We start from the raw sequence: 22644 nt of genomic DNA, 5'->3' as shown, positions 1-22644 counted from the left end.
TTTTATCTATCATTTATTAACTCCGGAAATAGAAAATAATTTTGTGTAAATGCAAATTATTTGTATTATAGATGCTGGCGCGGGACAGAAAAAAATGCCGTTACTGTTCACTCCGTTCACAGTAACGCGCTTCGCGATGCACAGAAATCATGCTTTGCATGATTTCGCGCCGCAACTCTCGGGTTTTCTGTGAACTTTGTTCACAAAAAACACCTAGCGGAACGTTACCAGTGAACAGTATCAAAATGCCAACAATATTTGCAAATAATCTGCAATTTACATTGACCAACATCGAATAAAAGCGTACAATGCGATATTGGCAGAAATATTAATCTGGAAGGAGAAAATAAATTCAATGAAATTTTGTCTATCTCATAAAAAATATCTTTTAGCTGGCATTTATATTATCTGTGTTATATTTACCTGTTTTAATGCCAGATTCTATCACACTCCTCTGGCAAAAATATGTTCTGTATCAGAAATGGAAACCATGAGCAGAGAAGGAACCAGAGGTGCAGAAGAACACTATTATACTCAGAAAATTACAGCCCGGATATTGAACGGTGCATATAAAGGTAAAGAAATTACACTTTCTAACGAATACACTTCTTCACAGGTTCAGACGCAGAAATACCATAAAGGAGATACGGTACTTCTGAATGGGTCAAAAGACAGACCTGGAAAAACTATACGTTCTGTAAAACGTGACATCTATCTGGTCGTACTGGTGGGTGGTCTGATTATTCTTCTGATCTATATTACGAGAAAACAGGGGGGTTATACGATCGTATCAGTGATACTGAATACATTGATTTTTGCGTACGGATTTCAACTGTTGGGAGATGGAAAGAATATTCTGAGAATATGTAATGTAATTGCACTTCTTTTTTCGTTGACTACATTGATCTGTCTGAATGGAATTCACAGGAAAACATGGGCTGCTGTTCTTTCGACTTTATGTGTTCTTTTCCTGATTATGATGCTGTTTGATTTTTCTATTCACAGGTATGGAGATTTAGATTATTCTAATCTGGAATACCTTGGAAGCATGAGTAATTCAGCCGACATATTCTGGACAGATATTATGCTGACAGGGCTTGGAGCGATTATGGATGTAACAGTCACTATAAGTGCAGCAACTGGTGAAATTGTTCGCAAAAATCCATTAGTTTCTATAAGAAAGCTGATACATTCGGGAAGGGAAATCGGATATGATATTATGGGAACCATGATAAATGTACTGCTATTTGTTCTTGTAAGTGGCATGATTCCAATGTTTATTCTTAAAATGAATAATGAGATCAGATTTATAACGCTTGTAAGATATCACATTCCATATGATATCTGTCGCTTTCTGATAGAAAGTATTGGAATAGTGTTGGCAATACCAGTATCTGTTTTAATTGCTTCGATTATTATGAAAATACCATCACTGAAAAGGAGTGGAAAATAATGATTCTTTTTCTTACATTAGTGCTGCTTTTTTTGATGATTACAATTGGAGGAGAACGTGGAGCTGTTTCAATCATGGCACTGGCAGGTAATATTATTATTCTGTTTTTTTCGGTTATATTGATGTCAGCTGGTTTTCCCGCACTGCTTCTGATACTGGCGGCAGGAGCAGGTGTCTGTTATAATTCTCTGTTTTATCAGAATGGAAATAATGTCAAAACGCGAGCTGCCTTTCTGGCTACACTGTTTGTAATGCTGATTCTGTTTATTCCGATTTTTGCTATTACGTGGAGAACAGGAAGTTATGGCTTAAATGAACTTCAGATTTCAGAAGAGGATTTTATGTACTATTACAACACAGATATCAGTATTAATATGCTTCATGTGGCTGTTTTTGTAAGTGTTTTCAGCACTCTGGGAGCTGTCATTGATACTGCACTGTCTGTGACGTCATCTGTGTATGAAGTCTGGACTCATAAAAACAGTCTGGTAGAGAAAGAACTTACTTCAACAGGGTATCAGGTGGGAAAAGAAATTATAGGCACAACAGTAAACACGTTGCTTTTTGCATATCTTGGAGGGAGTATTTTATTGTTTTCCTATGTGCAGACACAAAAATATAGTCTGGAAATCATTCTCAATTCCAGATTCCTCTTTCAGGATGTTGCGATTATGCTATTTGGTGCTATTGCCTGTCTTGTTGCAGTTCCAGTATCAATTAAATGCATTATCTGGCAGATCAGACATATTAATCCAGATAAAAAGCAATTAAACGCTTAAATTACATGGTAATCAGAAGATGGGAATTTCATATATAGTGATGTCACTGATAAGAGAGATGCCGGTTGTGTGTAAGATTCTTGCATAATGGTATCTACTTATCGTCAGTAAGCTGAATAGAAATAAAAATTACCATATATTTCGTCAGATTATACAGAAAAATGGAAATTTTGAACCGCAAAAAATTACAATTTGAAATTAATCAAATATTGTAATCAGCCTATGATTATGGCATAATGATTAAGGATATGTAAAAATTGAGAAAAATCCACGTTAACAAAAGAAAATACTTTGAAAAGAAAGGTCGCCTCTGCAGAATTGGCAGAGGGAAACGACAACAGAGGATTAGAACATGGCAATTTTTTCAATGGTTTTATCTTTGCTGTGCGGAGTATCATTTTTCCTTTTTGGAATGTCGCTGATGGGAGACGGACTGAAATCCGTTGCTGGTAATAAGCTGGAAGCATTCCTTTACAAAATGACCAATACCCCGCTGAAGGGAGTAGCACTTGGAACAGGTGTTACCAGTGTAATCCAGTCATCATCCGCCACTACCGTTATGGTAATCGGTTTTGTAAACTCCGGTATGATGAAGCTGAAACAGGCAATTGGTATTATCATGGGCGCAAATATCGGAACCAGTATTACAGGATGGATTCTGTGTCTGTCTTATATCCAGGGCTCCGGTGGAATTGCAAGTATTCTTTCTACAGCCACTATTTCAGCAGTAGTTGCTGTAATCGGTATCATGCTTCGTATGGTCTGTAAGAGATCTGTATACCGAAATATTGGAAACATTATGCTGGGTTTTGCCATTTTGATGAATGGTATGCAGATGATGAGTGGAGCAGTTTCTCCTCTTCGTGAAAGTCCTGTATTCATTGATATGCTGACAATGTTTTCCAACCCAATTGCAGGTATTCTGGTAGGTATTGCATTTACCGCAGTGCTTCAGAGTGCATCTGCAACAGTTGGTGTGCTGCAGGCTCTTTCCGTAACCGGAATCCTCACCTTTGCAAGTGCATTTCCAATTGTTCTTGGTATCGGTGTTGGTGCTGCATGTCCGGTACTGATCTCTGCAGTTGGAGCGAATAAGAACGGTAAGAGAACAGCTCTTGTATATTTGCTGAATGACTTATTCGGTCTGATCTTGTGGTCCATTGTATTCTATACCTTGAATGCGTTCATTCATTTTGGATTTTTGGATATGATCATGACTCCGGTATCCATCGCATTTTTGAACACCATTTTCCGTGTGGCTACCGTTGTGGTGCTTTTCCCGTTTATTTCCAAGCTGGAGAAACTGGTTTGCTATCTGGTTAAGGACAGCGCAGAGGAGCTGGAGGACGAGGCAGACTTCGATCTTCTGGAAGAGCGTCTGTTAAATTATCCTGCACTTGCAATCGGACAGTGTCATCGTGCTATGAATGGTATGGCCAAGAAGCTTCGTAAGAATGTAAACAGAGCTATGAACCTTCTGAATGATTATCAGCAGGATAAATATGACAAGGTACAGCGTAAGGAAGACCTGATCGACAAATATGAGAGCCGTCTTGGAGAGTATCTGATCCAGCTCACCAAACGTGAGATGAACACCGCCCAGACGCGCCAGACCTCCCTTTATCTGCACACTATCAATGACTTTGAGAGAATTGGCGATCACGCTTCCTACATCGCACATATGTCCAACGAAATGCATGACAACCACACGAATTTCTCTCAGACAGCATGGGATGAGCTGAATGTAGTTATGGATGCAGTCCGTGAGGAAATCAATGTGACCTGCAATGCATTTATGAACGATGACAGAGAAGCCGCACAGCGTGTTGCACCACTTGGCGTGGTAATCACCAGACTTTGTGATGAACTGAAGATGCGCCATGCAGAGCGCCTCAGCCAGGGCAAATGCGGACTGGAAGAGGGAACTGTGTTCAGCGATATTCTGAACAGCTTTGGACGTATTGCTTCCCACTGTGCAAGTGCTATGACAGCACTTATGAAAAGTGGGGAAGAGACAACCGATATCCACATTCACAACTCCAGAATTTATCCTACAGACAGTCTGGAATATTACACTTATTTTAAGGAATACAGACAGAAGTATGATATTGGCACAGAAGTGGAGCATAAGCTGAGTATGGAGCCGGAAGAGGTTGAATAAATAATTTTTAAGATAAAAACACCGTCAGATGAAAATTCGCAGATAAAATGCGAAAGTCACCTGGCGGTGTTTTTTATGCAGCAGGGTTCTTTATGGAAAAATTAATACCCTGGATTAATTAAAAAACAATATGAAAAAAGAACAAAATGCTCTAAAAATAATTCCAGAATCTCTCCACTCAGCCGAAACAAAGAATTAGGCATCCGTGCAAAAAAATAAAAATGTAAGTATTTTTATTCTTTTTCAAAAAAACGTGTTTATCAGAACTGAGACACGTATAGTTTATGTATGGTTTATACTGTGGGAGTCTGAAGCACCAGTTATTTCGATGGAGTGTGAACAGGATGTGATGCGGCTGCCTCTTTTTGGGCTGTTTTCGCATCCTCAATGATATCAGGGTTATTGGGTACGTATTCTACTATATCATCCAGATCACAGTTAAGAACAGTGCATATTCGGTCTAATGAAAAGATTTCTACATTTTCATTGTCCCGAAGTCTGCGCAATAACCTTTTTTCGATTCCACACTCATTAATGAGATAGTACTGTGAAATATGGCGTTTTTTCAATGTCTCCCAGAATCTGTCGTATTTTATCATCACTCAAATTCCTGTCCATTTTGTTCTTGCCATATCTCTATTATGGGTTTAAAATGAAAAACATAACAGGGTGATTATAGTCACCCTATCTGGGAGGACTAAGATATGCGAAAAGGATTAAAAATAGCAGGTTCCACTGTATTTGCAGCTGCATTGTCTTCGTGTCTGTTTTACTGTATGGTAGCAGGGGCGAAATCTGGCGCTGTGGTATATGTGGTCATGGCTGCACTGTTGTCTGTTATTATTTCGGTAACTCTGTGTGCAGGGTTTCATTATATCCGCCATCTTCAGAAGCTTTTGAAGGAGCTCAGTGAGAAGTAGTTTTTATATAAGAAGTAGTAAACAGTGGAAGTACGATTTAGATCGTGTTGTTGTATAAGGGAAACAATAATTCAGAAAGAGCTGGCGACAATAGGTATCAGGAATAATAGAACAGCTGTGATGGATGGAAAATCTGTCAGAGCTGTTCTTTTTGTGCCATAATAAAAAAGGACATAATAAAAAAGGCGCTGGCATTTAAGCCAGCACCCTTTAAAGCAACAGAGCTGTATAAGCGGATTATTTCTCCACCAGAAGTGATTTACCAGTCATCTCAGCTGGCTGCTCCATGCCCATAAGCTGGATCAGAGTCGGGATGATGTCTGCCAGGCAGCCGTTCTCACGAAGAGTATATTTCGGGTCTGCATTAACCAGAATGAACGGTACCGGATTGGTGGTATGAGCAGTATATGGCTCGCTTGTCTCATAGTCTACAAGCTGCTCTGCGTTACCGTGGTCAGCACAGATGAACATCTGTCCGTCAACCTCCTTCAGAGCCTCTACAGCCTTTCCTACGCACTCATCAACAGCTTCAACAGCTTTGATAGCAGCAGCTTCAACACCTGTATGACCAACCATATCCGGGTTGGCGAAGTTGATGATGATCACATCATATTTCTCGGATTTGATTGCTGCAACAAGCTTCTCGCATACTTCCGGAGCGCTCATCTCTGGCTGCAGGTCATAAGTCGGAACCTTCGGGGACTTCACAAGGATTCTGTCCTCGCCCTTGTTTGGCTCCTCAACGCCACCGTTGAAGAAGAAGGTTACGTGAGCATATTTCTCAGTCTCGGCGATACGTGCCTGAGTCATGTTGTGAGCTGCAAGGTACTCGCCGAATGTGTTGTGAAGCTGAACCTTGTGGAATGCAACCAGCTTATTTCCGATGGTGTCATCGTAATCTGTGAAGCATACATATGTGAGGTCAAGGCGTTTCTCTCTTGCGAAACCTGTAAATTCGTCATCGCAGAATGCTCTTGTGATCTCACGTGCACGGTCAGGACGGAAGTTGAAAAATACAACAGAATCTTTATCAGAAACAACGGCAACTGGTTTGCCATCTTTCTCAATGACTGTTGGAAGAACGAACTCGTCTGTCTTGCCGTCGTCATAGGATGCCTGTACAGCCTCAGCTGCGTCGGTTCCCTTAACACCCTCGCCCTTGGTAAGTGCGTTGTAAGCAAGCTCAACACGATCCCAGCGGTTGTCACGGTCCATTGCGTAATAACGTCCGGAAACAACACCAATCTCACCTACGCCAAGCTCATCCATCTTCGCCTGGAGCTGCTGGATATATCCTTTTCCGGAAGCCGGAGGGGTGTCACGGCCGTCCAGGAAGCAGTGTACATAAACTTTATTAAGTCCCTCTTTCTTAGCCATTTCAAGAAGACCAAAAAGGTGAGTAATGTGGCTGTGAACACCACCATCAGAAAGAAGACCCATGAAGTGGATCGCGGAATCATTTTCTTTGGCATTCTTCATAGCTGCAAGAAGTGCTTCATTTTTGAAGAAATCTCCGTCCTGAATCTCTTTGGTGATTCTGGTAAGCTCCTGGTATACGATACGGCCTGCACCCATATTCATATGACCAACCTCGGAGTTACCCATCTGACCGTCCGGAAGACCTACAGCCAGTCCGCTTGCATTACCTTTTACAAAAGGATATTCAGCCATCAGCTTGTCCATGACAGGTGTGTTCGCTTCGTATACAGCGTTTGCGTCATGTCTTTCATTCAGGCCATATCCGTCAAGAATCATTAAAACCGTTGGTTTTTTGCTCATAATGTGCTCCTTTATATGATAAAATTTCCCTTTTGTTGTTCCTTATATATAGTATCAAAAATCTGGGATTTTTCAATCACAATTTTTTTTATTTCTGGAAACTATTTTTAGCAGTATTTACTATGGGAGTTCTGATGAGAAAGAATTCTGCCTTGGCAGGCTTTTTATATAACAGCTTATTACATAAAAAAGGCACGAGCGAATCGTGCCTTTGACTGTATGCTTAAGATAAACATATGTACAATATAATTTTGATTTTTCTAATTACTTCCTATAAACTCGGATAGTCTTTGAAATACGCTTTACCGAAGACTTATTGGAAAGCTCCTGTACCGCTGTCTTGAAGTCACCCTCACGAACCTTGGAAGTGATCACAACAACCTCTGCAAGATGGTCGTCCTGATTCTGGCTGTCTTTCTGGATGATCTGGGCAATGCTTACGTGATATTTGGCGAAAACCTCCGTCATTTCAGCAAGTACACCACAGCGGTCTTCTACATGAAGGCGAAGGAAGTAACGGTTGTAGGTATCTTCCATTTTTTTCACAGGAAGCTGTTTATAGCAGGTGCATCCGATACGGCCGCAGCACCCTGCTTCCATATTGCGCACAATATCAAAAATATCTCCAACTACGGCGCTTGCAGTAGGAAGCTCACCTGCACCCCGTCCGAAGAACATGGCGTCCTCTACAGCATCTCCATGGACAAAGACCGCATTATAGGAATCATTAACGGTTGCAAGAGGATGATCATTTGGAATCAGCATCGGGCAGACGTAAGCTTCTACACCGGACTCAGTATTGCGGGCAACACCAAGAAGCTTGATGGCACAGCCCATCTCTTTTGCATAGCGGATGTCCTTGGCGGAAATTTTTGTGATTCCTTCGATATAAACATCATCAAATACCACTCTGGAATTAAAAGCAACGCTGGCGAGAATAGCCACCTTGCGTCCTGCATCAAGTCCATCAATATCCGCAGTAGGATCCGCTTCTGCATAGCCAAGCTCTGTGGCAAGTGCCAGTGCATCTTTAAATTCCATATTCTCCTGGGACATTTTTGTGAGGATGAAGTTGGTAGTACCGTTTACAATACCCATAACCTCGCTCATGTGGTTGCCTGCCAGGCACTGCTTCAAAGGACGGATAATAGGGATTCCGCCTGCTACAGCTGCTTCAAAGAGAAAATCCACATGGGAAGCTCTGGCTGTGTCCATAAGTTCTTTTCCGTGGACGGCAATCAGATCTTTGTTTGCTGTTACTACGTGCTTGCCTGCGTGAAGAGCATCCAGAATATAGGTTCTGGCAGGTTCGATTCCGCCGATCAGTTCGATTATAATGTCAATGGAAGGATCTGCTTTAATATCCTCCCAGCTATTGGTAAGGACAGCCGGATCATCTACCTTGCCAGCTGCCTTTTCCAGGTTGCGGACAAGTATTTTGCGTATTTTAACCTTGCAGCCGATCTTGGCTGTCATTTCTTCTTCCTGGTTCTTCAGAACCTTGTAAACACCGGTTCCAACTGTTCCAAGCCCAAGCAGGGCTGCGTTTATAACTTTTTCTCCCATGGGGAACTCCCTTCTTAAAAATAGTAGTGCTGCCGTTTGATCGTGGTTCCCGTTCATAGTTTGGCAGCAGATATAAACGTAAGCACGAAAAAGACAGATGTCTTTCACACGTTAACATTTCGTTATGTGGTTCTTATAGTATGGCAGAAAATGGTTTTTGTCAAGCGCTTAAAATAATACAATCCTATGGACTGCGTTCACAAATAAACACCTCGGGGAACAGCACCTGCTGAATAGTTGCAAAATAATAAAAAAAGGGGCTTGAAAGTAGAAAAAATATCGCCTATAATCCCTCTCAAACGATATTTTTTCTTATGGAGGAAAACTGAATATGCAGACAGATATGACTGTGGGAAAGCCCATGAAAATGCTGTTGAATTTTACTATTCCTGTATTTCTGGGAAATGTTTTTCAACAGCTGTACAGTATGGCAGATGCAGTTATTGTTGGAAAGTTTGTTGGAACCAAGGGGCTGGCAGCGGTAGGCGCTACTGGAACCATTACGTTCCTTATTATTGGATTCCTGATGGGGGTTACAACAGGAGTTACAGTTCTTACCTCTCAGAAGTTCGGAGCAGGAAGAATGGATGAGATGCGTAAGACGGTTGGTAATGCAGCAATTCTTTCTGCTGTGATCGCAGTTGTTATGACTGCAGTAAGCATGTTGGGAATGCACAGGCTTCTTGTATTCATGCATACACCTGAAGATATTTTTGATGGTGCATATGGTTATATTATGATCATCTGTGCCGGAATTTTTACCCAGGTATTGTATAATCTGGTGTCCAGTATCTTAAGGGCACTGGGAAACAGCAAAACGCCTCTTTACTTTTTGATTCTGGCGGCAGGACTGAATATTGTACTTGACCTTGTATTTATTATCTTTTTTCACTGGGGAGCGCCGGGAGCTGCCTGGGCTACCGTTATTTCACAGGGAGTGTCAGGAGTTCTTTGCCTGATTTATATGTGGAAGGCCGTGCCGGAACTAAAGATGAAAAAAGAAGACTGGTATTTTAACCGTGATATTGCCGTAAAACAGATCAGTGTGGGAATTCCCATGGGACTGCAGTATTCCATTACAGCCATTGGAGGCATGATGGTACAGAGTTCTTTGAATATACTTGGCTCTTATGCAGTTGCGGCCTTTACAGCAGGCTCTAAGATTGATAATATCTTTACCCAGGCATTTGTAGCTATAGGAACTACAATGTCTACATATAGTGCACAGAATGTTGGTGCGCGTAAGCTGGACCGTGTGCGTCAGGGGTTCCGGTGTGCAGATGTGATCGGCTGTGCATATGCTGTTGTTGTAGGATTTGTCCTGTTTTTTGTGGGAAAAAGCTTTTCTTATCTGTTTATCTCTGATAATGCAGAGGCGGTGATCCCTATGGTGGATACATATCTTCGCTGTGTTGGAATGTTTATGATTCCCCTTTATGTGGTCAATTGTTACCGTAATGGCTTTCAGGGAATGGGATATGGGCTTCTTCCTATGCTCTCAGGCGTGGCAGAGCTTATTGGAAGAGGTGTGATGGCAGTTGTTGCAGCAGATGCCAGGAGTTATACAATGGCATGCATGGCCAGTCCATTTGCATGGATTGTAGCAACAGTCCTTCTTATTGTACTTTACTTCTATGTGATGAAGGATATGAAGAGAAAATTATGTCTGCAGTGAAAGCCAGGATTACAAATCCGTAAACGTGATTTAATAAAATGAATCTGTTATAGACTGTTAAGGCTGAAAAAAGGTCGATTGCAATCCGAGTTTCCAGTTTGAAAGGGTAACTTCCACATATTCTTTCGGAAGAATTAACTTTCACGGATAAGCTCTTGGGGTGGAAGTTTGAATTGCAATTAACATTAAAGGGATTCTTTTGAAGGAAATATACATTTTAAGATACAAAATGGAAAATATATGTTATAATGAAACAAGGTTTCGCCATTAGATGGAGAAGCCTTGTTCAAACAGTGTTTTTATCAGAGGAGAGTTTTATACATGAGTAAGGACAACAAGCATACTCAGGGAAGCCCGGGAGACTTTGAAGATAAAATAGATTCGGCTATGGCAGGTCTTGAAGCAGATCTGGACGAGGAATTCCACGGCGCAGACTTTTATGATGAAGATGACCAGGAGAGCGATTTTGATTCCTGGGAGGGGGAAGACGATTCCGATGCAGAAGAACTGGCTGAGCAGGATTCTGAAGAGGAGTATCCAGAGGAAGAAGAGTACGACCAGGATGAGGCAGAGCTGAGCACGGAAGAAGAGGACTTCTGGGACGAGGAAGAGACAGAATCTGAAGAAGAGGATTCAGAGGAAGAAGATTCAGAGAGCGAAGATTCAGAGGACGCTGAATCTGCAGATGAACCGGAAACATCTGAAAAAGAGCTTCAGGTGGAAATTATTCCGCCCTATTCAAATAAAGGCAGAAAGCACCGAAGAAAAGATTCTGCCGGTGCGGCAGCACCTAACCAGCCTGAGAAGCAGACTTCTAAGAAATCTGCCAGACCGTCTCCGAAGCCGGCAGCCAGATCTGCCCGTCCGACGAAGATTTCCTATGTTCCTATTACTGATGAGGAACTGGACGAGAAGATCATCCCTGTTCCCAGGAAGAAGCATAAGGGACTTAAAGTTACGGGAATTGTGGCAGCTATTCTTGCGGTGACAGCAGGATGCGCTTATGGAGCAGTGAGTTACTATTATGCAGACAGATTCTTTGAGGGAACCTATATTAACGGAATCAACTGTTCCAATAAGACTGCCTACGAAACAGAGCAGCTGATTGCAAGCAATGTAGAGGATTATTCCATTGAGATTACCGCGAGGAACCAGGAGCCGCAGGCCATCAGCGGAAACCAGATCAATTACCGCTATGTGTCTGATGGAGAAGTTCTGGATCTTTTGAAGCAGCAGAAGCCATATGAATGGGTAAAAGGGTTCATGGAGACCAGAAGCTATACCACACAGGAGAATGTGACTTTTGATAAGAGTTTGCTTCAGAGTGAAGTAAAGGAATTAAAGTGTGCACAGGCAGAAAACCAGGTTGAGCCGGAGAATGCATATGTGGCGCTTGAGGGAAGCGAGTTTACCATTGTTCCTGAGACTGAGGGCAGCAAGCTGAAGGTGAAGGAAGCCTATAAAGCGCTGGATACCGCCATTTCCGGAAGCCAGACCTCCATTGATCTGGGAAATACGCCGGATGTATATGCAGTGGCAGCAGTGACCAGCGATGATCCTACCCTTCAGGCCACCAGGGATGCTTATAATAATTATACCAAGGCCAGCATTACCTATACATTTGGAGAGCAGACAGTCACTCTTGACGGAAGCACCCTTAAGGAATGGCTGCAGTTTGATGACAAGGGACAGCTGGTGCAGGATGATGCTTCCTTTACCCAGCATATCAAGGATTTTGTGGCACAGCTGGCAAGTGAGCATGATACAGTTGGAACAACACGTTCCTTTAATACGACCAGTGGCCGTACCGTTTCTGTTTATGGCTCTGCATATGGCTGGAAGATCGATCAGGACGCAGAAGCAGCACAGCTGACAGAAGAGATCCGTACAGGCACTCAGACTACACGGGAACCGGTATATTCCATGAGAGCCAATTCTTATGGATACAATGACATTGGAAGTACCTATATCGAGGTAGATTTGAGTAGTCAGCACATGTACTATTACCAGAATGGCAGCATCATCTTTGACTCTGACATTGTTTCCGGAGATATCCGTTATGATGACAGAGCCACACCTCCGGGAATTTTCACCCTGTATTATAAGAAGAGCCCGGATGTGCTTCGTGGAGAGAAGAAGCCGGACGGCACTTACGAGTACGAAACCCAGGTTACCTACTGGATGCCGTTTAACGGCGGAATTGGTTTCCATGACGCTACCTGGCAGGTATATTTCGGCGGTGACCGCTATACCTACGCCGGATCCCATGGATGTATCAATATGCCGCTGGATGCAGCAGCTACTCTGTACAGCATTATTGATACCAATGTGCCGATCGTGTGTTTCTACTAAAAGATCATTTATCTGACTGGAAAATTGCGGGAATGATTTTTCAAACATGCTCTAGCTGAATGAAAAGGCAGCTGCATGTCTTTGAGGCTGCGGATAGCAGAACAACACAAAAGAAGTGGAGAATAAGTTAATATGAATATGGATTCATTTGATATGATACTGACTATAGCAGCTCTTGTAATGGGAGTTATGCTTCTTACCGGTCATGGAGATATTCTTATGAAAGGCGGAAATGCCGCTGAGCGTAAGAAGCTTTACGATGACAAAAAGGTTCAGCTGGTTTCCGGCGTGACTCTGCTCATTTTCGGAATCCTCACCGGTCTGGATATGGTGGTCAAGAGCTATGTATACGATATCATTTATCTGGCAGCAGTAATTGTTATCTTCATTATCATGGTGGTAGTGATTCGCAAGAAATGTAAGAAATGAGATGAAAAAGAAGCACTTGTATATCTGGAAATTGATATACAGGTGCTTCTTTTGTAATCCGGATATTGAGCTGCACTGGAGCCTGTTTGAAAAATCATTCCCGCAATCTGCTTTTGAATAACTGTGTGTCACATTCTCGTTACTTCAGTGATGAGTCAGGCACACTATTTTTTGAAAAGTAAGGAATGCTAATAAAATTTGTATAAATAATTAGAATAATTTCAACAGATCCGCTGGCTTCTCAATCATATAATCCGGTGTATCCACCTGTCCGAATCCATAGGAAGCAAATACAAATGGTACCCCTGCCTCCTGACATGCCTGGTAATCCCCGAAGGTGTCTCCTACATAAACAGGTGCTTTCAGCTGATACTTCTTAGCAATAGAACGGATATTAGCTGCCTTGGCTTCCCCGCTGTCTCCTGGACACAGATGACCGGTGAAGTATTTTCCCAGCCCTGTTTTCTCAAAAACAAGCTCAATATATCCAGCCTGGCAGTTGCTTACTACAAAAAGAGGGTAGCGTTTGTTAAGCTCCTTCAAAGTTTCTTCCAGTCCGTCGTAAACAGGTGCGCCCATCGCACGCAGCAGATCATGCTCAGCCTGGCAGCAGATATCGATAACCCGAAGCTGTTCCGCTTTGGTCTGTTCTGGAAGGATTGCCTTCGCAATATCCGGGAGAAGTCTGCCAAACAGCCCTTTCAGCTGATCAGCTGTCACACGGACATCAAGATTCTCTTTTTCTAAAGCCTTATTCCACGCCATAGCTACAACGTCGGTGGAGTTCCATATAGTTCCGTCAATATCAAAAATAATACTGTCCATTTGAGGTTTTTAGTCCTTTCTGGTGTGCTTAAAATTCTAAAATTACTTCTTTTCTCATTCTGTTTTGCAACCTGACGGTTTCTATTCTATATAGGAAAATCAAAAAAATCAATCTCCTAATATGGGATTTTTCAATTTTAACTGGCTTTTTGCAGATTTTATGTTATGATAGGAAAGGTGACTGCTGCTTTTGAACTATTGGTCAGTTTTATATTGCGGTGAAATAGTTACATTATTTCTTAAGACTGTCATTGAAGAAAGCCTTTTTCAGACACGTTTTGGGAGTCAGGCAGCAGCACGAGGTGAACTATGAAATACGAAAATATTACAGAAGGCCGTTTCCTGGATCGTCCGAACCGATTTATCGCACATGTGGAGATTGCGGGACAGACAGAGACGGTTCATGTAAAGAACACAGGCAGATGCAGGGAGCTTTTGATTCCTGGTGTTCAGGTTTTTCTGGAAAAGAGCAGTAATCCGGCAAGGAAAACAGCATACGATCTGGTCTGTGTAAATAAAGGCGGACGCCTGATCAATATGGATTCCCAGATTCCCAATAAAGCCGCCCTGGAATGGGTAAGGGCAGGACATCTTTTTCCGGAGGAAGTGCAGGTAACTCCTGAGAAAACTTATGGAAATTCCAGATTCGATCTGTATGCCTGTTCAGATAAGAGAAAGGCTTTTATTGAGGTCAAGGGTGTAACCCTGGAAGCAGACAATATTGCCCGTTTTCCAGATGCTCCTACTGCGAGGGGCGTGAAGCATCTGGAAGAGCTGATCCATTGCATGAGGGAAGGATATGAGGCTTATCTGCTTCTGGTGATCCAGATGAAGGGAATTACAAGATTTGAACCAAACTGGGATACGCACCGGGAATTTGGGGAAACCTTACAGAAAGCGAAAAAGGCAGGGGTGCATATTCTGGCCTATGACTGTCTGGTAGAGCCAGACGGGATGGAAATACAGAATCCAGTGCCTGTGTGTTTGGAGGAAACTAGATGACAGATGAGTTTATACAGCCTCTTCTTGCCTGGTATGATGAGAATAAAAGGATTTTGCCCTGGAGGGATAAGCACAACGCTTATTACACCTGGGTATCCGAGATCATGCTCCAGCAGACCCGCGTGGAAGCTGTAAAGCCCTATTTTGAAAGATTTATCAGGGAACTGCCGGATATCCCGGCCCTGGCAGTCTGTCCGGAGGAAAAGCTGTTAAAGCTGTGGGAAGGTCTTGGATACTATAGCCGTGTGCGGAACATGCAGCTGGCAGCCAGGGAAATGGTAGAAAAATATAATGGCAGACTTCCCGAAGACTTTTCCCTTCTTATCTCGTTAAAGGGGATAGGAAGTTACACTGCAGGAGCTATCGCTTCTATAGCGTATGGCATTCCGGTGCCAGCCGTAGATGGAAATGTTTTCCGTGTAGTCACCAGAATGACGGAAGATTCGGAAGACATTACCAGACCTGCATTTCGCAAAAAGACAGAAAGCGCATTGCAAGAAATTATCCCGAAAGACCGTCCAGGTGATTTTAACCAGGCAATGATGGAGCTTGGAGCAGTAGTGTGCGTCCCCAACGGACAGCCCAAATGCGACCTTTGTCCGGTGAGAGGCTTTTGCCAGGCGGGACTTCACGGCACTATGGAAAAGTTTCCGGTGAAAGCACCAAAGAAGCCAAGAGTGGTGGAAGAGCGAACCGTTCTGGTTATTCAGGATGGAAGCTGCACTGCGATCCGCAAGCGGCCGCCGAAAGGCCTCCTTGCCGGATTATACGAGCTTCCCAATACAGAAGGATACCTGAACCGTGAGGAAGCCCTGGAATACGTGAAAGAGCTTGGCGCAGAGCCCTTATATATAGAAGAACTGCCGGAGGCCAGGCATATTTTTTCCCACATTGAGTGGCGGATGAAAGCGTACCGGATCCGCGTGTCCTCCCTGGAGCAGACACATGCCCCGGGAATTCTTTTTGCAGATAAAAAAGAATCAGAGAGAAACTACGCCATACCTTCTGCGTTTGGCGCTTATGAAAAATATATGTAACGGTTCAGCTGGCGTTTTTGAGAACATAACTCAAAGAAAAAAAGGAAAATACATCGCAAGGTGCGTAATTTTAAAATACAGAATCGTTACACTACATGAGGAGGAAAATAAATGAAATTACTGAGCATAGCAATTCCATGTTATAATTCTGAAGCTTATATGGAGAACTGCATCAAATCCCTTTTACCAGGCGGAGATGAAGTAGAGATCCTTGTAATTGACGATGGATCCAAGGACAGAACAGCCGAGATCGCAGATGAATACCAGGAGAAATATCCAGGCATTGTCCGCGCCATCCATCAGCCAAACCTTGGCCACGGCGGCGCCGTAAACACCGGTATCCACAATGCCCAGGGGCTCTATTTCAAGGTTGTAGACAGCGATGACTGGGTAAATGAAGAATCCTACAAAGAGATCCTGAAAACTCTGGAAGAGCTGGTAAAAGGCTCCAAAACAGTTGATCTTCTCATCAGTAATTTTGTATACGAGAAACAGGGTGCTACCCGCAAGAAGGTTATGCAGTATCGTCACTGCCTGCCAGTGAACCAGATTTTCACCTGGAATGAAGTAGGTCACATGCCAAAGGGAAAATATCTTCTCATGCACTCCATGATCTACCGTACCCAGCTTCTCCTTGAGTGCAACCTGACTCTGCCGGAGCATACCTTCTACGTAGATAATATTTTTGCCTTTGATCCGCTGCCGTATGTACAGAACATGTACTACCTGGATACCAATTTCTACCGTTACTTTATCGGCCGCGATGACCAGTCCGTAAACGAGACAGTTATGATCCGCAGAATCGACCAGCAGCTCCGCGTAAATAAACTGATGGTAAATTCCTACACCAGCTGCGGCAGCATGAATAAACGCACCAGAGCCTACATGATCAGTTATCTGGATATTATTACTACCATTTCCTCCATTATGCTGATCCGCTCCGGCACAAAGGAAGCTCTCGACAAGAAGAAGGAGCTTCTGGAATATATCCGCTCCACGAACCGTGCCCTCTACGGAAAACTTCGCCACAGCCTCATGGGTAACTTCATGAACCTTCCAGGCCGCGGCGGACGTAAGGTGTCTGTAGCTGCATACAAGCTTTGCCAGAAGTTCTACGGATTTAACTGATTAATGATCAGGGCGCTCTGGAGACTGTTTGAAAAATCATTCCTGCAATCTGTACGCCCCACTTTGCAGCATATTTTATCTATATTCGGTTGTCGCCGCTCGTATTTTTGTTAAAAAAACGCGCCTTCCCATTTCTGGAAGTGCGCGTTTTGTTTAATAATGTTTCCTGCGATTATTCCGTCCAATTCTCTCTACTGCCATGCCACTTGCTTCTTCTCCTGCCTTCTGCGGATAGAAAAACAGATATCCAAACAGCGCCAGCGTAGCACCACAGCACACATCAATTACGGAATGCTGCTTCAGGAACATAGTAGACATGATAATAAGTAATGTAAGAACCAATGATCCATACCTTACCCCTTTGTGGTCTCTCAGCGCCTCACAATTGGTAAGTGACATATGAACTGCCAGAGAATTAAATACATGAATACTTGGCAGAACATTGGTCGGTGTATCCGTCCGATACAGCCATCTTACCATATCTGTAAACACGTTTTCCCTTGGAAACTCCGATGGTCTTAAGTGCAGTACATTTGGATATGCATAAGACACGATCAGGAAAACAGTCATACCCATCATCATATTGAAAATCAACTGATAATATTCTTTTTTATTCTTGTTCCTGAAGATAAAGTATAAAACTGTGAGAATCTGATACGGAAACCATAATAGATAGGGGACAATAAAATACTCACAAAATGGTATGTAATCATCAAAAACAGTGTCGATCACATGAAATCCCCATACCGGCCTGCACTCCAGATACTCAAAAAAAAGCATATAAACAATGGCATACGCAAGTATGATCAGACCATGCCTGTATTTTTTTATAAATTGTACCAAGTCTTTTTCACTCCTTTTCCAATCTGGGTTACCGGTCTTGTAATTCCGGATCCCCCAAATCGTGAGAGATTATACCACAGGTAAAATGATTTTTAAAGAGCTTTTTTCAATGGAAACTGTTAAATCTTCGCGAATTCCGCCAGATTCCCCGTCAATATGAATGGGAAGAGCGGACGCACTATGTACATGGATATCGCTGCAGGTGAGAATATGTATTCCCCTGATGCCCACATGCTTTCCGAAAAAAGCAGTAGGCAGGCAAAATAAAAGCTTTATCTTACGGATACCTTCCACAAGGATCACGTCCAGAAGCTGGTCGTCAGGCTGAGCATCCGGGCAGAACTTAAAACCGCCGCCTTCATATTTCTGATTCATAACCGCTGTAAAATATACGTGGTCATAGGAAAAAGTATTCTCTCCATCTAGGGTCACTGTCATTTTTCCTGGATTAATAAAAATCAGCTGCTTCAATGCAATGAAAAGATAAATCAGCTTTCCCAGCCCAAGACGATTGAATATCTTCTTTAAGGGCGTTGCCAGAACCTCCTGGCATACGCCGGCGTCATATCCGATTCCCGTGCTGATACCGAATCGGGACTTCTTATTATTGCGGAGCAGGTAAGGAACATCCATTTTGCTGATATGCTCTGCCTTTAGGATATATTCCAGTGATTCCATTGGATCAAAAGGGAGTCTCATGCTTCTGCAGAAATCATTGCCAGAGCCGGTTGGAATGTATCCGAAGACTACCCGGTCAAAATCAGTGATGCCGGTGAGCACCTCGTGAATGGTGCCGTCACCTCCCACTGCAATGATATATACAGGCTCAGATTCAGTGCCAAGAGCACAGGCATCAGAAGCAATCTCTGCGGCATGTCCGGAATATCTTGTAAGGCAGTACTGGAAATCAATTCCCCGAAGCATAAGCTGCTGATGAATTTCATTCCAGATGGAACGTCCCCTGCCAGAGCGGGAATTGGGATTAACAATAAAATAATACATAACTTCTCCTAGGTTTTTAGAACATGTTTGCAAAATCTCCCATAAATTGTGAAGCACATATCAGGGAAAGTATTTGGGGGCATGCTCTGTGGCAAAGAACCTGAAGCCTTGCGATGTAGATTCTCTGTCTTTTATGGTTACATAATAGCATTGGTGGGATCGTTTTACAAATTAATTTTAACAAAATATTCTTAAAAATTTCTGAAGTGTGTTATAATGTAACTATTCCTTAACAATTATGGAGAGGATTTCACTGTTTGCTTAAGCAGACATCATCAAATACGAAAATAATCAGGAGTGTATACATGAAATCACTTGTAATTGCGGAAAAACCGTCCGTCGCCAGAGACATTGCCCGTGTTCTTGGCGCAAACCAGAAAAATGGTGGTATTCTCGAAGGCAAAAACTATGTAGTAACCTGGGCACTTGGACATCTTGTAACCCTGGCTGACCCGGAAGAATATGACAGAAAGTATGAAAAATGGGAAATGGCGACTTTGCCCATGCTCCCCAAGGAGATGAAGCTGGTAGTCATCCGCCAGACAGGCAGGCAATTTTCCGTAGTAAAGACTCAGCTTTTCCGAAAAGATATTGGAGAAATCATTATAGCCACAGATGCAGGACGGGAGGGGGAACTTGTTGCCCGCTGGATTCTGGAAAAAGCAGGCTGCCATAAGCCAATTAAGAGACTGTGGATTTCCTCAGTCACAGATAAAGCAATTAAAGAAGGCTTTGCCAATCTGAAAGACGGGCATGACTATGATAATCTTTACCGTGCAGCTGTTGCAAGGGCAGAAGCAGACTGGCTGGTGGGAATGAATGGTACCAGAGCTCTCACCTGTAAATACAACGCCCAGCTTTCCTGTGGCAGGGTGCAGACCCCCACCCTTGCCATGATCGCAAAGCGCGAAGAAGAAATCCGCAAATTTGTGCCAAAAGAATATTATGGTATTTCTCTGGAGACCCAGGATGTGAAATGGACCTGGAGAGATGAGAAAACAAAGAGCTTCCGTACTTTTTCCAGGGAAAGGGCAGAGCAGATCAAAGGCAGGCTGGAGAACGCTGCTCTTGAAATAACCAGTGTAGAGAAAAAAGCAAAAAAGACTATGGCCCCGGGCCTGTACGACCTGACAACTTTGCAGAGGGAAGCCAACCTGAAATATGGTTTTTCTGCAAAAGAGACCCTGAATATTATGCAGCGCCTTTACGAAAACCACAAAGTACTCACATATCCAAGAACCGATTCCCGATACATTGGAAAGGACATTGTTCCTACTATTAAGGAAAGACTGAAGGCCTGCGGAATCGGTCCGTACAGAAAGCTTGCTGGCGCACTTATGAATAAGCCAGTGCAGGTGAATGGAAGCTTTGTGGATGATAAGAAGGTCAGTGACCACCACGCGATCATTCCGACAGAACAGTTTGTTCAGCTGGACCACATGACAAATGAAGAACGGAAGATTTATGATATGGTTGTCCGTCGTTTCCTTGCAGTTCTTTATCCTGCAAGCCAGTATGAGCAGGTGACCATGGAGGCGAAAGCGGCAGGAGAAACTTTTGCAGCCAGCGGCAAAGTGATAAAGAGCATGGGCTGGAAGGAAGTTTACGAAGGCGGAGCAGATGATGATTTGGAAGATGAGGCGGATGATGAGAAAAAACTGAAAGACCAGCGTCTTCCGGAGATGAAAACCGGAACCAGACTAAAGATTTTGAAAACTTCCTTAAATACAGGAAAAACAAAACCGCCAGCAAGATTCACAGAGGCAACTCTTCTTGCAGCTATGGAAAATCCGGTGAAATTTATGGAGACAAGAGATAAAGAAGCGGTGAAAACCCTGGGAGAGACTGGGGGGCTTGGAACCGTTGCCACAAGAGCAGACATTATTGAGAAACTTTTCCATTCCTTTATGATGGAGAAAAAAGGCAATGAGATCCATATTACCTCAAAGGCAAAACAGCTTCTGGAGCTGGTGCCGGAAGACTTGAAAAAGCCTGAGCTCACGGCTGACTGGGAGATGAAGCTTTCCCAGATTGCAAAAGGCAGGATACGTCAGGGGGATTTTCTTCACCAAATCCGTGACTATACCTGTGAAATTGTAGATGAGATCAAGACCGGGGAGGGCACGTTCCGCCACGACAATCTTACCAACAAAGTATGTCCGCAGTGCGGCAAAAAACTTCTGGCTGTCAATGGCAAAAACAGCAAAATGCTGGTATGCCAGGACCGTGAGTGCGGCTACCGTGAAACGATTTCCCGCACTACCAATGCCCGTTGTCCGAAATGCCATAAACGTATGGAAATGTATGTGAAAGGTAAGGAAGAGACGTTTGTCTGCCAGTGTGGTTATAAGGAGAAGCTTTCCGCGTTCCAGGCAAGACGCCAGAAAGAGGGCGCAGGAGTAGGCAAGCGTGATGTGCAGAACTATCTGCGCAGGCAGCAGAAGGAGGCAAATGAGCCGGTGAATAATGCTTTTGCACAGGCATTGTCTGGAATTAAGCTGTAAATACAGAGGATAGATAATACGGAGATGCTGTTGATGGCAGCATGTTATATTACTGTTCACTGGCAATGTTCCGCGAGACGTTTTTTGTGAATATCGTTTACAGAAAAAACGGGAATCTCAGCGGGAAATCATGGGAATGCATGATTTCTGTGCATCGCGAAGTGAACCGTAACCTTGTTTGTCCACAAAAAAATAAAAGAAAGAGGAATTTGCATATGCGCCGAGAAGTATCTTTGGAAGAGATTTCCGACGGAAGACTTTATGAATTAAACGATATGGTAAAGGCAGACTGCCAGGATTGTGCAGGATGTCATGACTGCTGTGAGGGAATGGGGGATTCAGTTGTGCTGGATCCCATGGATGTGTACCGCCTGTGTACGAATCTGGGAAAAACACCGCAGGAACTGGTAAGCGCAGGGCTGATCCAGTTTGATGCCATGGATGGGAACATTCTGCCTCATCTTTGCATGAGTAGAAAAAACCAATGTTGTGTTTTCCTGAATGAACAGGGACGGTGCAGCATCCATGACTTCCGTCCTGGTTTCTGCAGACTTTTCCCATTGGGACGTTTCTATGAAAATGGAGGATTTAAGTATTTTCTGCAGATCCATGAATGTAAGAAGACAAGCCGGAGCAAGATCAAGGTAAAGAAATGGATCGACACTCCGGATCTTCGCCAGTATGAAAAGTTTGTAGCTGACTGGCATTATTTTTTGCTGGATGTGCAGGAAGTTCTTTATAATGCCACAGATGCCCAGCTGATCAAAAATCTGAATTTATATGTGGTGAATCGTTTTTATATGAAAACATATGAAGTGGGCAGAGATTTCTATGAGCAGTTTGAAGAAAGACTGACAGAAGGAAAGCAGCTGTTAAGTCTGGCATAAATGAATTGAAAAACTCCCGGAACACTTGAGCCTGTTTGAAAAATCTTACAGAAAGCTTTTTCAGACACGCTCTAGAGCGCCCGGGAGTCTTTTATTTTTAGATTGCAGTATTCCATTAGAAGCTTTGGGAGGGACTATGGTGTCTGCGCACTAAAAATCAGAAATATATATCAAATGTTAAGTGAAAATCAAATTGTTGAAAAGTAGTCCGTATAATAGAATACACGAATTTCTCCATTTTGGCAAGAGATTTTTTGTAAAAAACTAAGAAATGCCAAGATATATAAAAAATAAGATAGTTA

18 protein-coding genes are annotated in these 22644 nt (G+C 43.1%); 12 read left to right on the top strand and 6 right to left on the bottom strand.

Annotated features, from left to right (window positions below; genetic code table 11):
- The first annotated feature begins 490 nt into the window (after positions 1-490).
- From I4V84_RS05830 to I4V84_RS05820, 3 genes are all read left to right on the top strand, one after another.
- A complete protein-coding gene (locus tag I4V84_RS05830; protein ID WP_334286024.1) occupies positions 491-1453 on the top strand; it encodes a YibE/F family protein in 963 nt (320 codons plus the stop codon).
- Positions 1453-2232, top strand: a complete 780-nt coding sequence (locus tag I4V84_RS05825) for a YibE/F family protein (protein WP_118580916.1) — start codon at positions 1453-1455, stop codon at positions 2230-2232. Before I4V84_RS05830 ends, I4V84_RS05825 begins: the two co-directional genes overlap by 1 nt.
- Before the next feature lie 352 nt (positions 2233-2584).
- Positions 2585-4393: a Na/Pi cotransporter family protein gene (locus I4V84_RS05820; protein WP_118580913.1), complete on the top strand. Its 1809-nt coding sequence runs from the start codon at positions 2585-2587 to the stop codon at positions 4391-4393.
- 320 nt (positions 4394-4713) lie between these two features.
- Here the strand turns inward: I4V84_RS05820 and I4V84_RS05815 are convergent, their stop codons facing one another.
- Positions 4714-4992, bottom strand: coding sequence for a helix-turn-helix transcriptional regulator (locus I4V84_RS05815; RefSeq protein ID WP_118580910.1), 279 nt, complete (start codon positions 4990-4992; stop codon positions 4714-4716).
- A gap of 105 nt (positions 4993-5097) precedes the next feature.
- Here I4V84_RS05815 and I4V84_RS05810 point away from each other — a divergent pair, with 105 nt between their 5' ends.
- Positions 5098-5313, top strand: a complete 216-nt coding sequence (locus I4V84_RS05810; RefSeq protein ID WP_118580907.1) for a hypothetical protein — start codon at positions 5098-5100, stop codon at positions 5311-5313.
- 237 nt (positions 5314-5550) lie between these two features.
- On the opposite strand, the gene gpmI is transcribed toward I4V84_RS05810, so the two are convergent.
- Both gpmI and I4V84_RS05800 read right to left on the bottom strand, forming a co-directional pair.
- Complete coding sequence (gene gpmI / locus I4V84_RS05805) at positions 5551-7092, bottom strand: 2,3-bisphosphoglycerate-independent phosphoglycerate mutase (protein WP_195991410.1); 1542 nt, start codon at positions 7090-7092, stop codon at positions 5551-5553.
- Between the two features lie 264 nt (positions 7093-7356).
- The gene (locus I4V84_RS05800) at positions 7357-8658 is read right to left on the bottom strand and encodes a homoserine dehydrogenase (RefSeq protein ID WP_118580901.1); all 1302 of its coding nucleotides are present in this window, start codon (positions 8656-8658) and stop codon (positions 7357-7359) included.
- A gap of 331 nt (positions 8659-8989) precedes the next feature.
- Here I4V84_RS05800 and I4V84_RS05795 point away from each other — a divergent pair, with 331 nt between their 5' ends.
- The 3 genes from I4V84_RS05795 to I4V84_RS05785 all read left to right on the top strand — a co-directional run bounded on the left by I4V84_RS05795 (position 8990) and on the right by I4V84_RS05785 (position 13114).
- Positions 8990-10333, top strand: coding sequence for an MATE family efflux transporter (locus I4V84_RS05795; protein WP_173715630.1), 1344 nt, complete (start codon positions 8990-8992; stop codon positions 10331-10333).
- Positions 10334-10654: 321 nt separating this feature from the next.
- The gene (locus I4V84_RS05790) at positions 10655-12685 is read left to right on the top strand and encodes a L,D-transpeptidase family protein (RefSeq protein WP_243284034.1); all 2031 of its coding nucleotides are present in this window, start codon (positions 10655-10657) and stop codon (positions 12683-12685) included.
- A gap of 132 nt (positions 12686-12817) precedes the next feature.
- Complete coding sequence (locus I4V84_RS05785) at positions 12818-13114, top strand: DUF3784 domain-containing protein (RefSeq protein WP_226855285.1); 297 nt, start codon at positions 12818-12820, stop codon at positions 13112-13114.
- Positions 13115-13324: 210 nt separating this feature from the next.
- Here I4V84_RS05785 and I4V84_RS05780 read toward each other — a convergent pair whose 3' ends face one another.
- A complete protein-coding gene (locus I4V84_RS05780) occupies positions 13325-13939 on the bottom strand; it encodes an HAD family hydrolase (protein WP_195991409.1) in 615 nt (204 codons plus the stop codon).
- Positions 13940-14248: 309 nt separating this feature from the next.
- On the opposite strand from I4V84_RS05780, the gene sfsA reads away from it, so the two are divergent.
- The 3 genes from sfsA to I4V84_RS05765 all read left to right on the top strand — a co-directional run bounded on the left by sfsA (position 14249) and on the right by I4V84_RS05765 (position 17106).
- Positions 14249-14941 (top strand): DNA/RNA nuclease SfsA, encoded by a 693-nt coding sequence (sfsA, locus tag I4V84_RS05775; RefSeq protein WP_118583848.1) that lies wholly within the window; start codon positions 14249-14251, stop codon positions 14939-14941.
- Positions 14938-15978 (top strand): A/G-specific adenine glycosylase, encoded by a 1041-nt coding sequence (gene mutY, locus I4V84_RS05770; RefSeq protein ID WP_173773960.1) that lies wholly within the window; start codon positions 14938-14940, stop codon positions 15976-15978. Before sfsA ends, mutY begins: the two co-directional genes overlap by 4 nt.
- Positions 15979-16089: 111 nt before the next feature.
- A complete protein-coding gene (locus I4V84_RS05765) occupies positions 16090-17106 on the top strand; it encodes a glycosyltransferase family 2 protein (RefSeq protein ID WP_118583852.1) in 1017 nt (338 codons plus the stop codon).
- Between the two features lie 153 nt (positions 17107-17259).
- On the opposite strand, the gene I4V84_RS05760 is transcribed toward I4V84_RS05765, so the two are convergent.
- Positions 17260-17949 carry a phosphatase PAP2 family protein gene (locus I4V84_RS05760; protein WP_148462491.1) on the bottom strand — a complete coding sequence of 230 codons (690 nt, stop codon included), beginning with the start codon at positions 17947-17949 and terminating at the stop codon, positions 17260-17262.
- Positions 17950-18018: 69 nt separating this feature from the next.
- On the bottom strand, positions 18019-18951 hold the full coding sequence (locus tag I4V84_RS05755) for a diacylglycerol kinase family protein (protein ID WP_118583854.1): 933 nt from the start codon (positions 18949-18951) through the stop codon (positions 18019-18021).
- 305 nt (positions 18952-19256) lie between these two features.
- Between I4V84_RS05755 and I4V84_RS05750 the strand changes: the two genes are divergently transcribed.
- Positions 19257-21455: a DNA topoisomerase 3 gene (locus I4V84_RS05750; RefSeq protein WP_195991408.1), complete on the top strand. Its 2199-nt coding sequence runs from the start codon at positions 19257-19259 to the stop codon at positions 21453-21455.
- A gap of 215 nt (positions 21456-21670) precedes the next feature.
- A complete protein-coding gene (locus tag I4V84_RS05745; RefSeq protein ID WP_195991407.1) occupies positions 21671-22342 on the top strand; it encodes a YkgJ family cysteine cluster protein in 672 nt (223 codons plus the stop codon).
- Positions 22343-22644 lie beyond the last annotated feature (302 nt).

The sequence above is a fragment of the Ruminococcus sp. 1001713B170207_170306_F1 genome, from assembly GCF_015668065.1.
GTDB classification, from domain to species: Bacteria; Bacillota; Clostridia; order Lachnospirales; family Lachnospiraceae; genus Blautia_A; species Blautia_A faecis.
This window is presented reverse-complemented; position numbering and strand designations above follow the sequence as displayed.

Excerpts from the sequence above, each read along its gene's own strand:
- I4V84_RS05830 (WP_334286024.1), top strand. The coding sequence starts at position 491 with ATGAGCAGAGAAGGAACCAGAGGTGCAGAAGAACACTATTATACTCAG.
- I4V84_RS05825 (WP_118580916.1), top strand. The coding sequence starts at position 1,453 with ATGATTCTTTTTCTTACATTAGTGCTGCTTTTTTTGATGATTACAATT.
- I4V84_RS05820 (WP_118580913.1), top strand. The coding sequence starts at position 2,585 with ATGGCAATTTTTTCAATGGTTTTATCTTTGCTGTGCGGAGTATCATTT.
- I4V84_RS05815 (WP_118580910.1), bottom strand. The coding sequence starts at position 4,992 with ATGATAAAATACGACAGATTCTGGGAGACATTGAAAAAACGCCATATT.
- I4V84_RS05810 (WP_118580907.1), top strand. The coding sequence starts at position 5,098 with ATGCGAAAAGGATTAAAAATAGCAGGTTCCACTGTATTTGCAGCTGCA.
- gpmI (WP_195991410.1), bottom strand. The coding sequence starts at position 7,092 with ATGAGCAAAAAACCAACGGTTTTAATGATTCTTGACGGATATGGCCTG.
- I4V84_RS05800 (WP_118580901.1), bottom strand. The coding sequence starts at position 8,658 with ATGGGAGAAAAAGTTATAAACGCAGCCCTGCTTGGGCTTGGAACAGTT.
- I4V84_RS05795 (WP_173715630.1), top strand. The coding sequence starts at position 8,990 with ATGCAGACAGATATGACTGTGGGAAAGCCCATGAAAATGCTGTTGAAT.
- I4V84_RS05790 (WP_243284034.1), top strand. The coding sequence starts at position 10,655 with ATGAGTAAGGACAACAAGCATACTCAGGGAAGCCCGGGAGACTTTGAA.
- I4V84_RS05785 (WP_226855285.1), top strand. The coding sequence starts at position 12,818 with ATGAATATGGATTCATTTGATATGATACTGACTATAGCAGCTCTTGTA.
- I4V84_RS05780 (WP_195991409.1), bottom strand. The coding sequence starts at position 13,939 with ATGGACAGTATTATTTTTGATATTGACGGAACTATATGGAACTCCACC.
- sfsA (WP_118583848.1), top strand. The coding sequence starts at position 14,249 with ATGAAATACGAAAATATTACAGAAGGCCGTTTCCTGGATCGTCCGAAC.
- mutY (WP_173773960.1), top strand. The coding sequence starts at position 14,938 with ATGACAGATGAGTTTATACAGCCTCTTCTTGCCTGGTATGATGAGAAT.
- I4V84_RS05765 (WP_118583852.1), top strand. The coding sequence starts at position 16,090 with ATGAAATTACTGAGCATAGCAATTCCATGTTATAATTCTGAAGCTTAT.
- I4V84_RS05755 (WP_118583854.1), bottom strand. The coding sequence starts at position 18,951 with ATGTATTATTTTATTGTTAATCCCAATTCCCGCTCTGGCAGGGGACGT.
- I4V84_RS05750 (WP_195991408.1), top strand. The coding sequence starts at position 19,257 with ATGAAATCACTTGTAATTGCGGAAAAACCGTCCGTCGCCAGAGACATT.
- I4V84_RS05745 (WP_195991407.1), top strand. The coding sequence starts at position 21,671 with ATGCGCCGAGAAGTATCTTTGGAAGAGATTTCCGACGGAAGACTTTAT.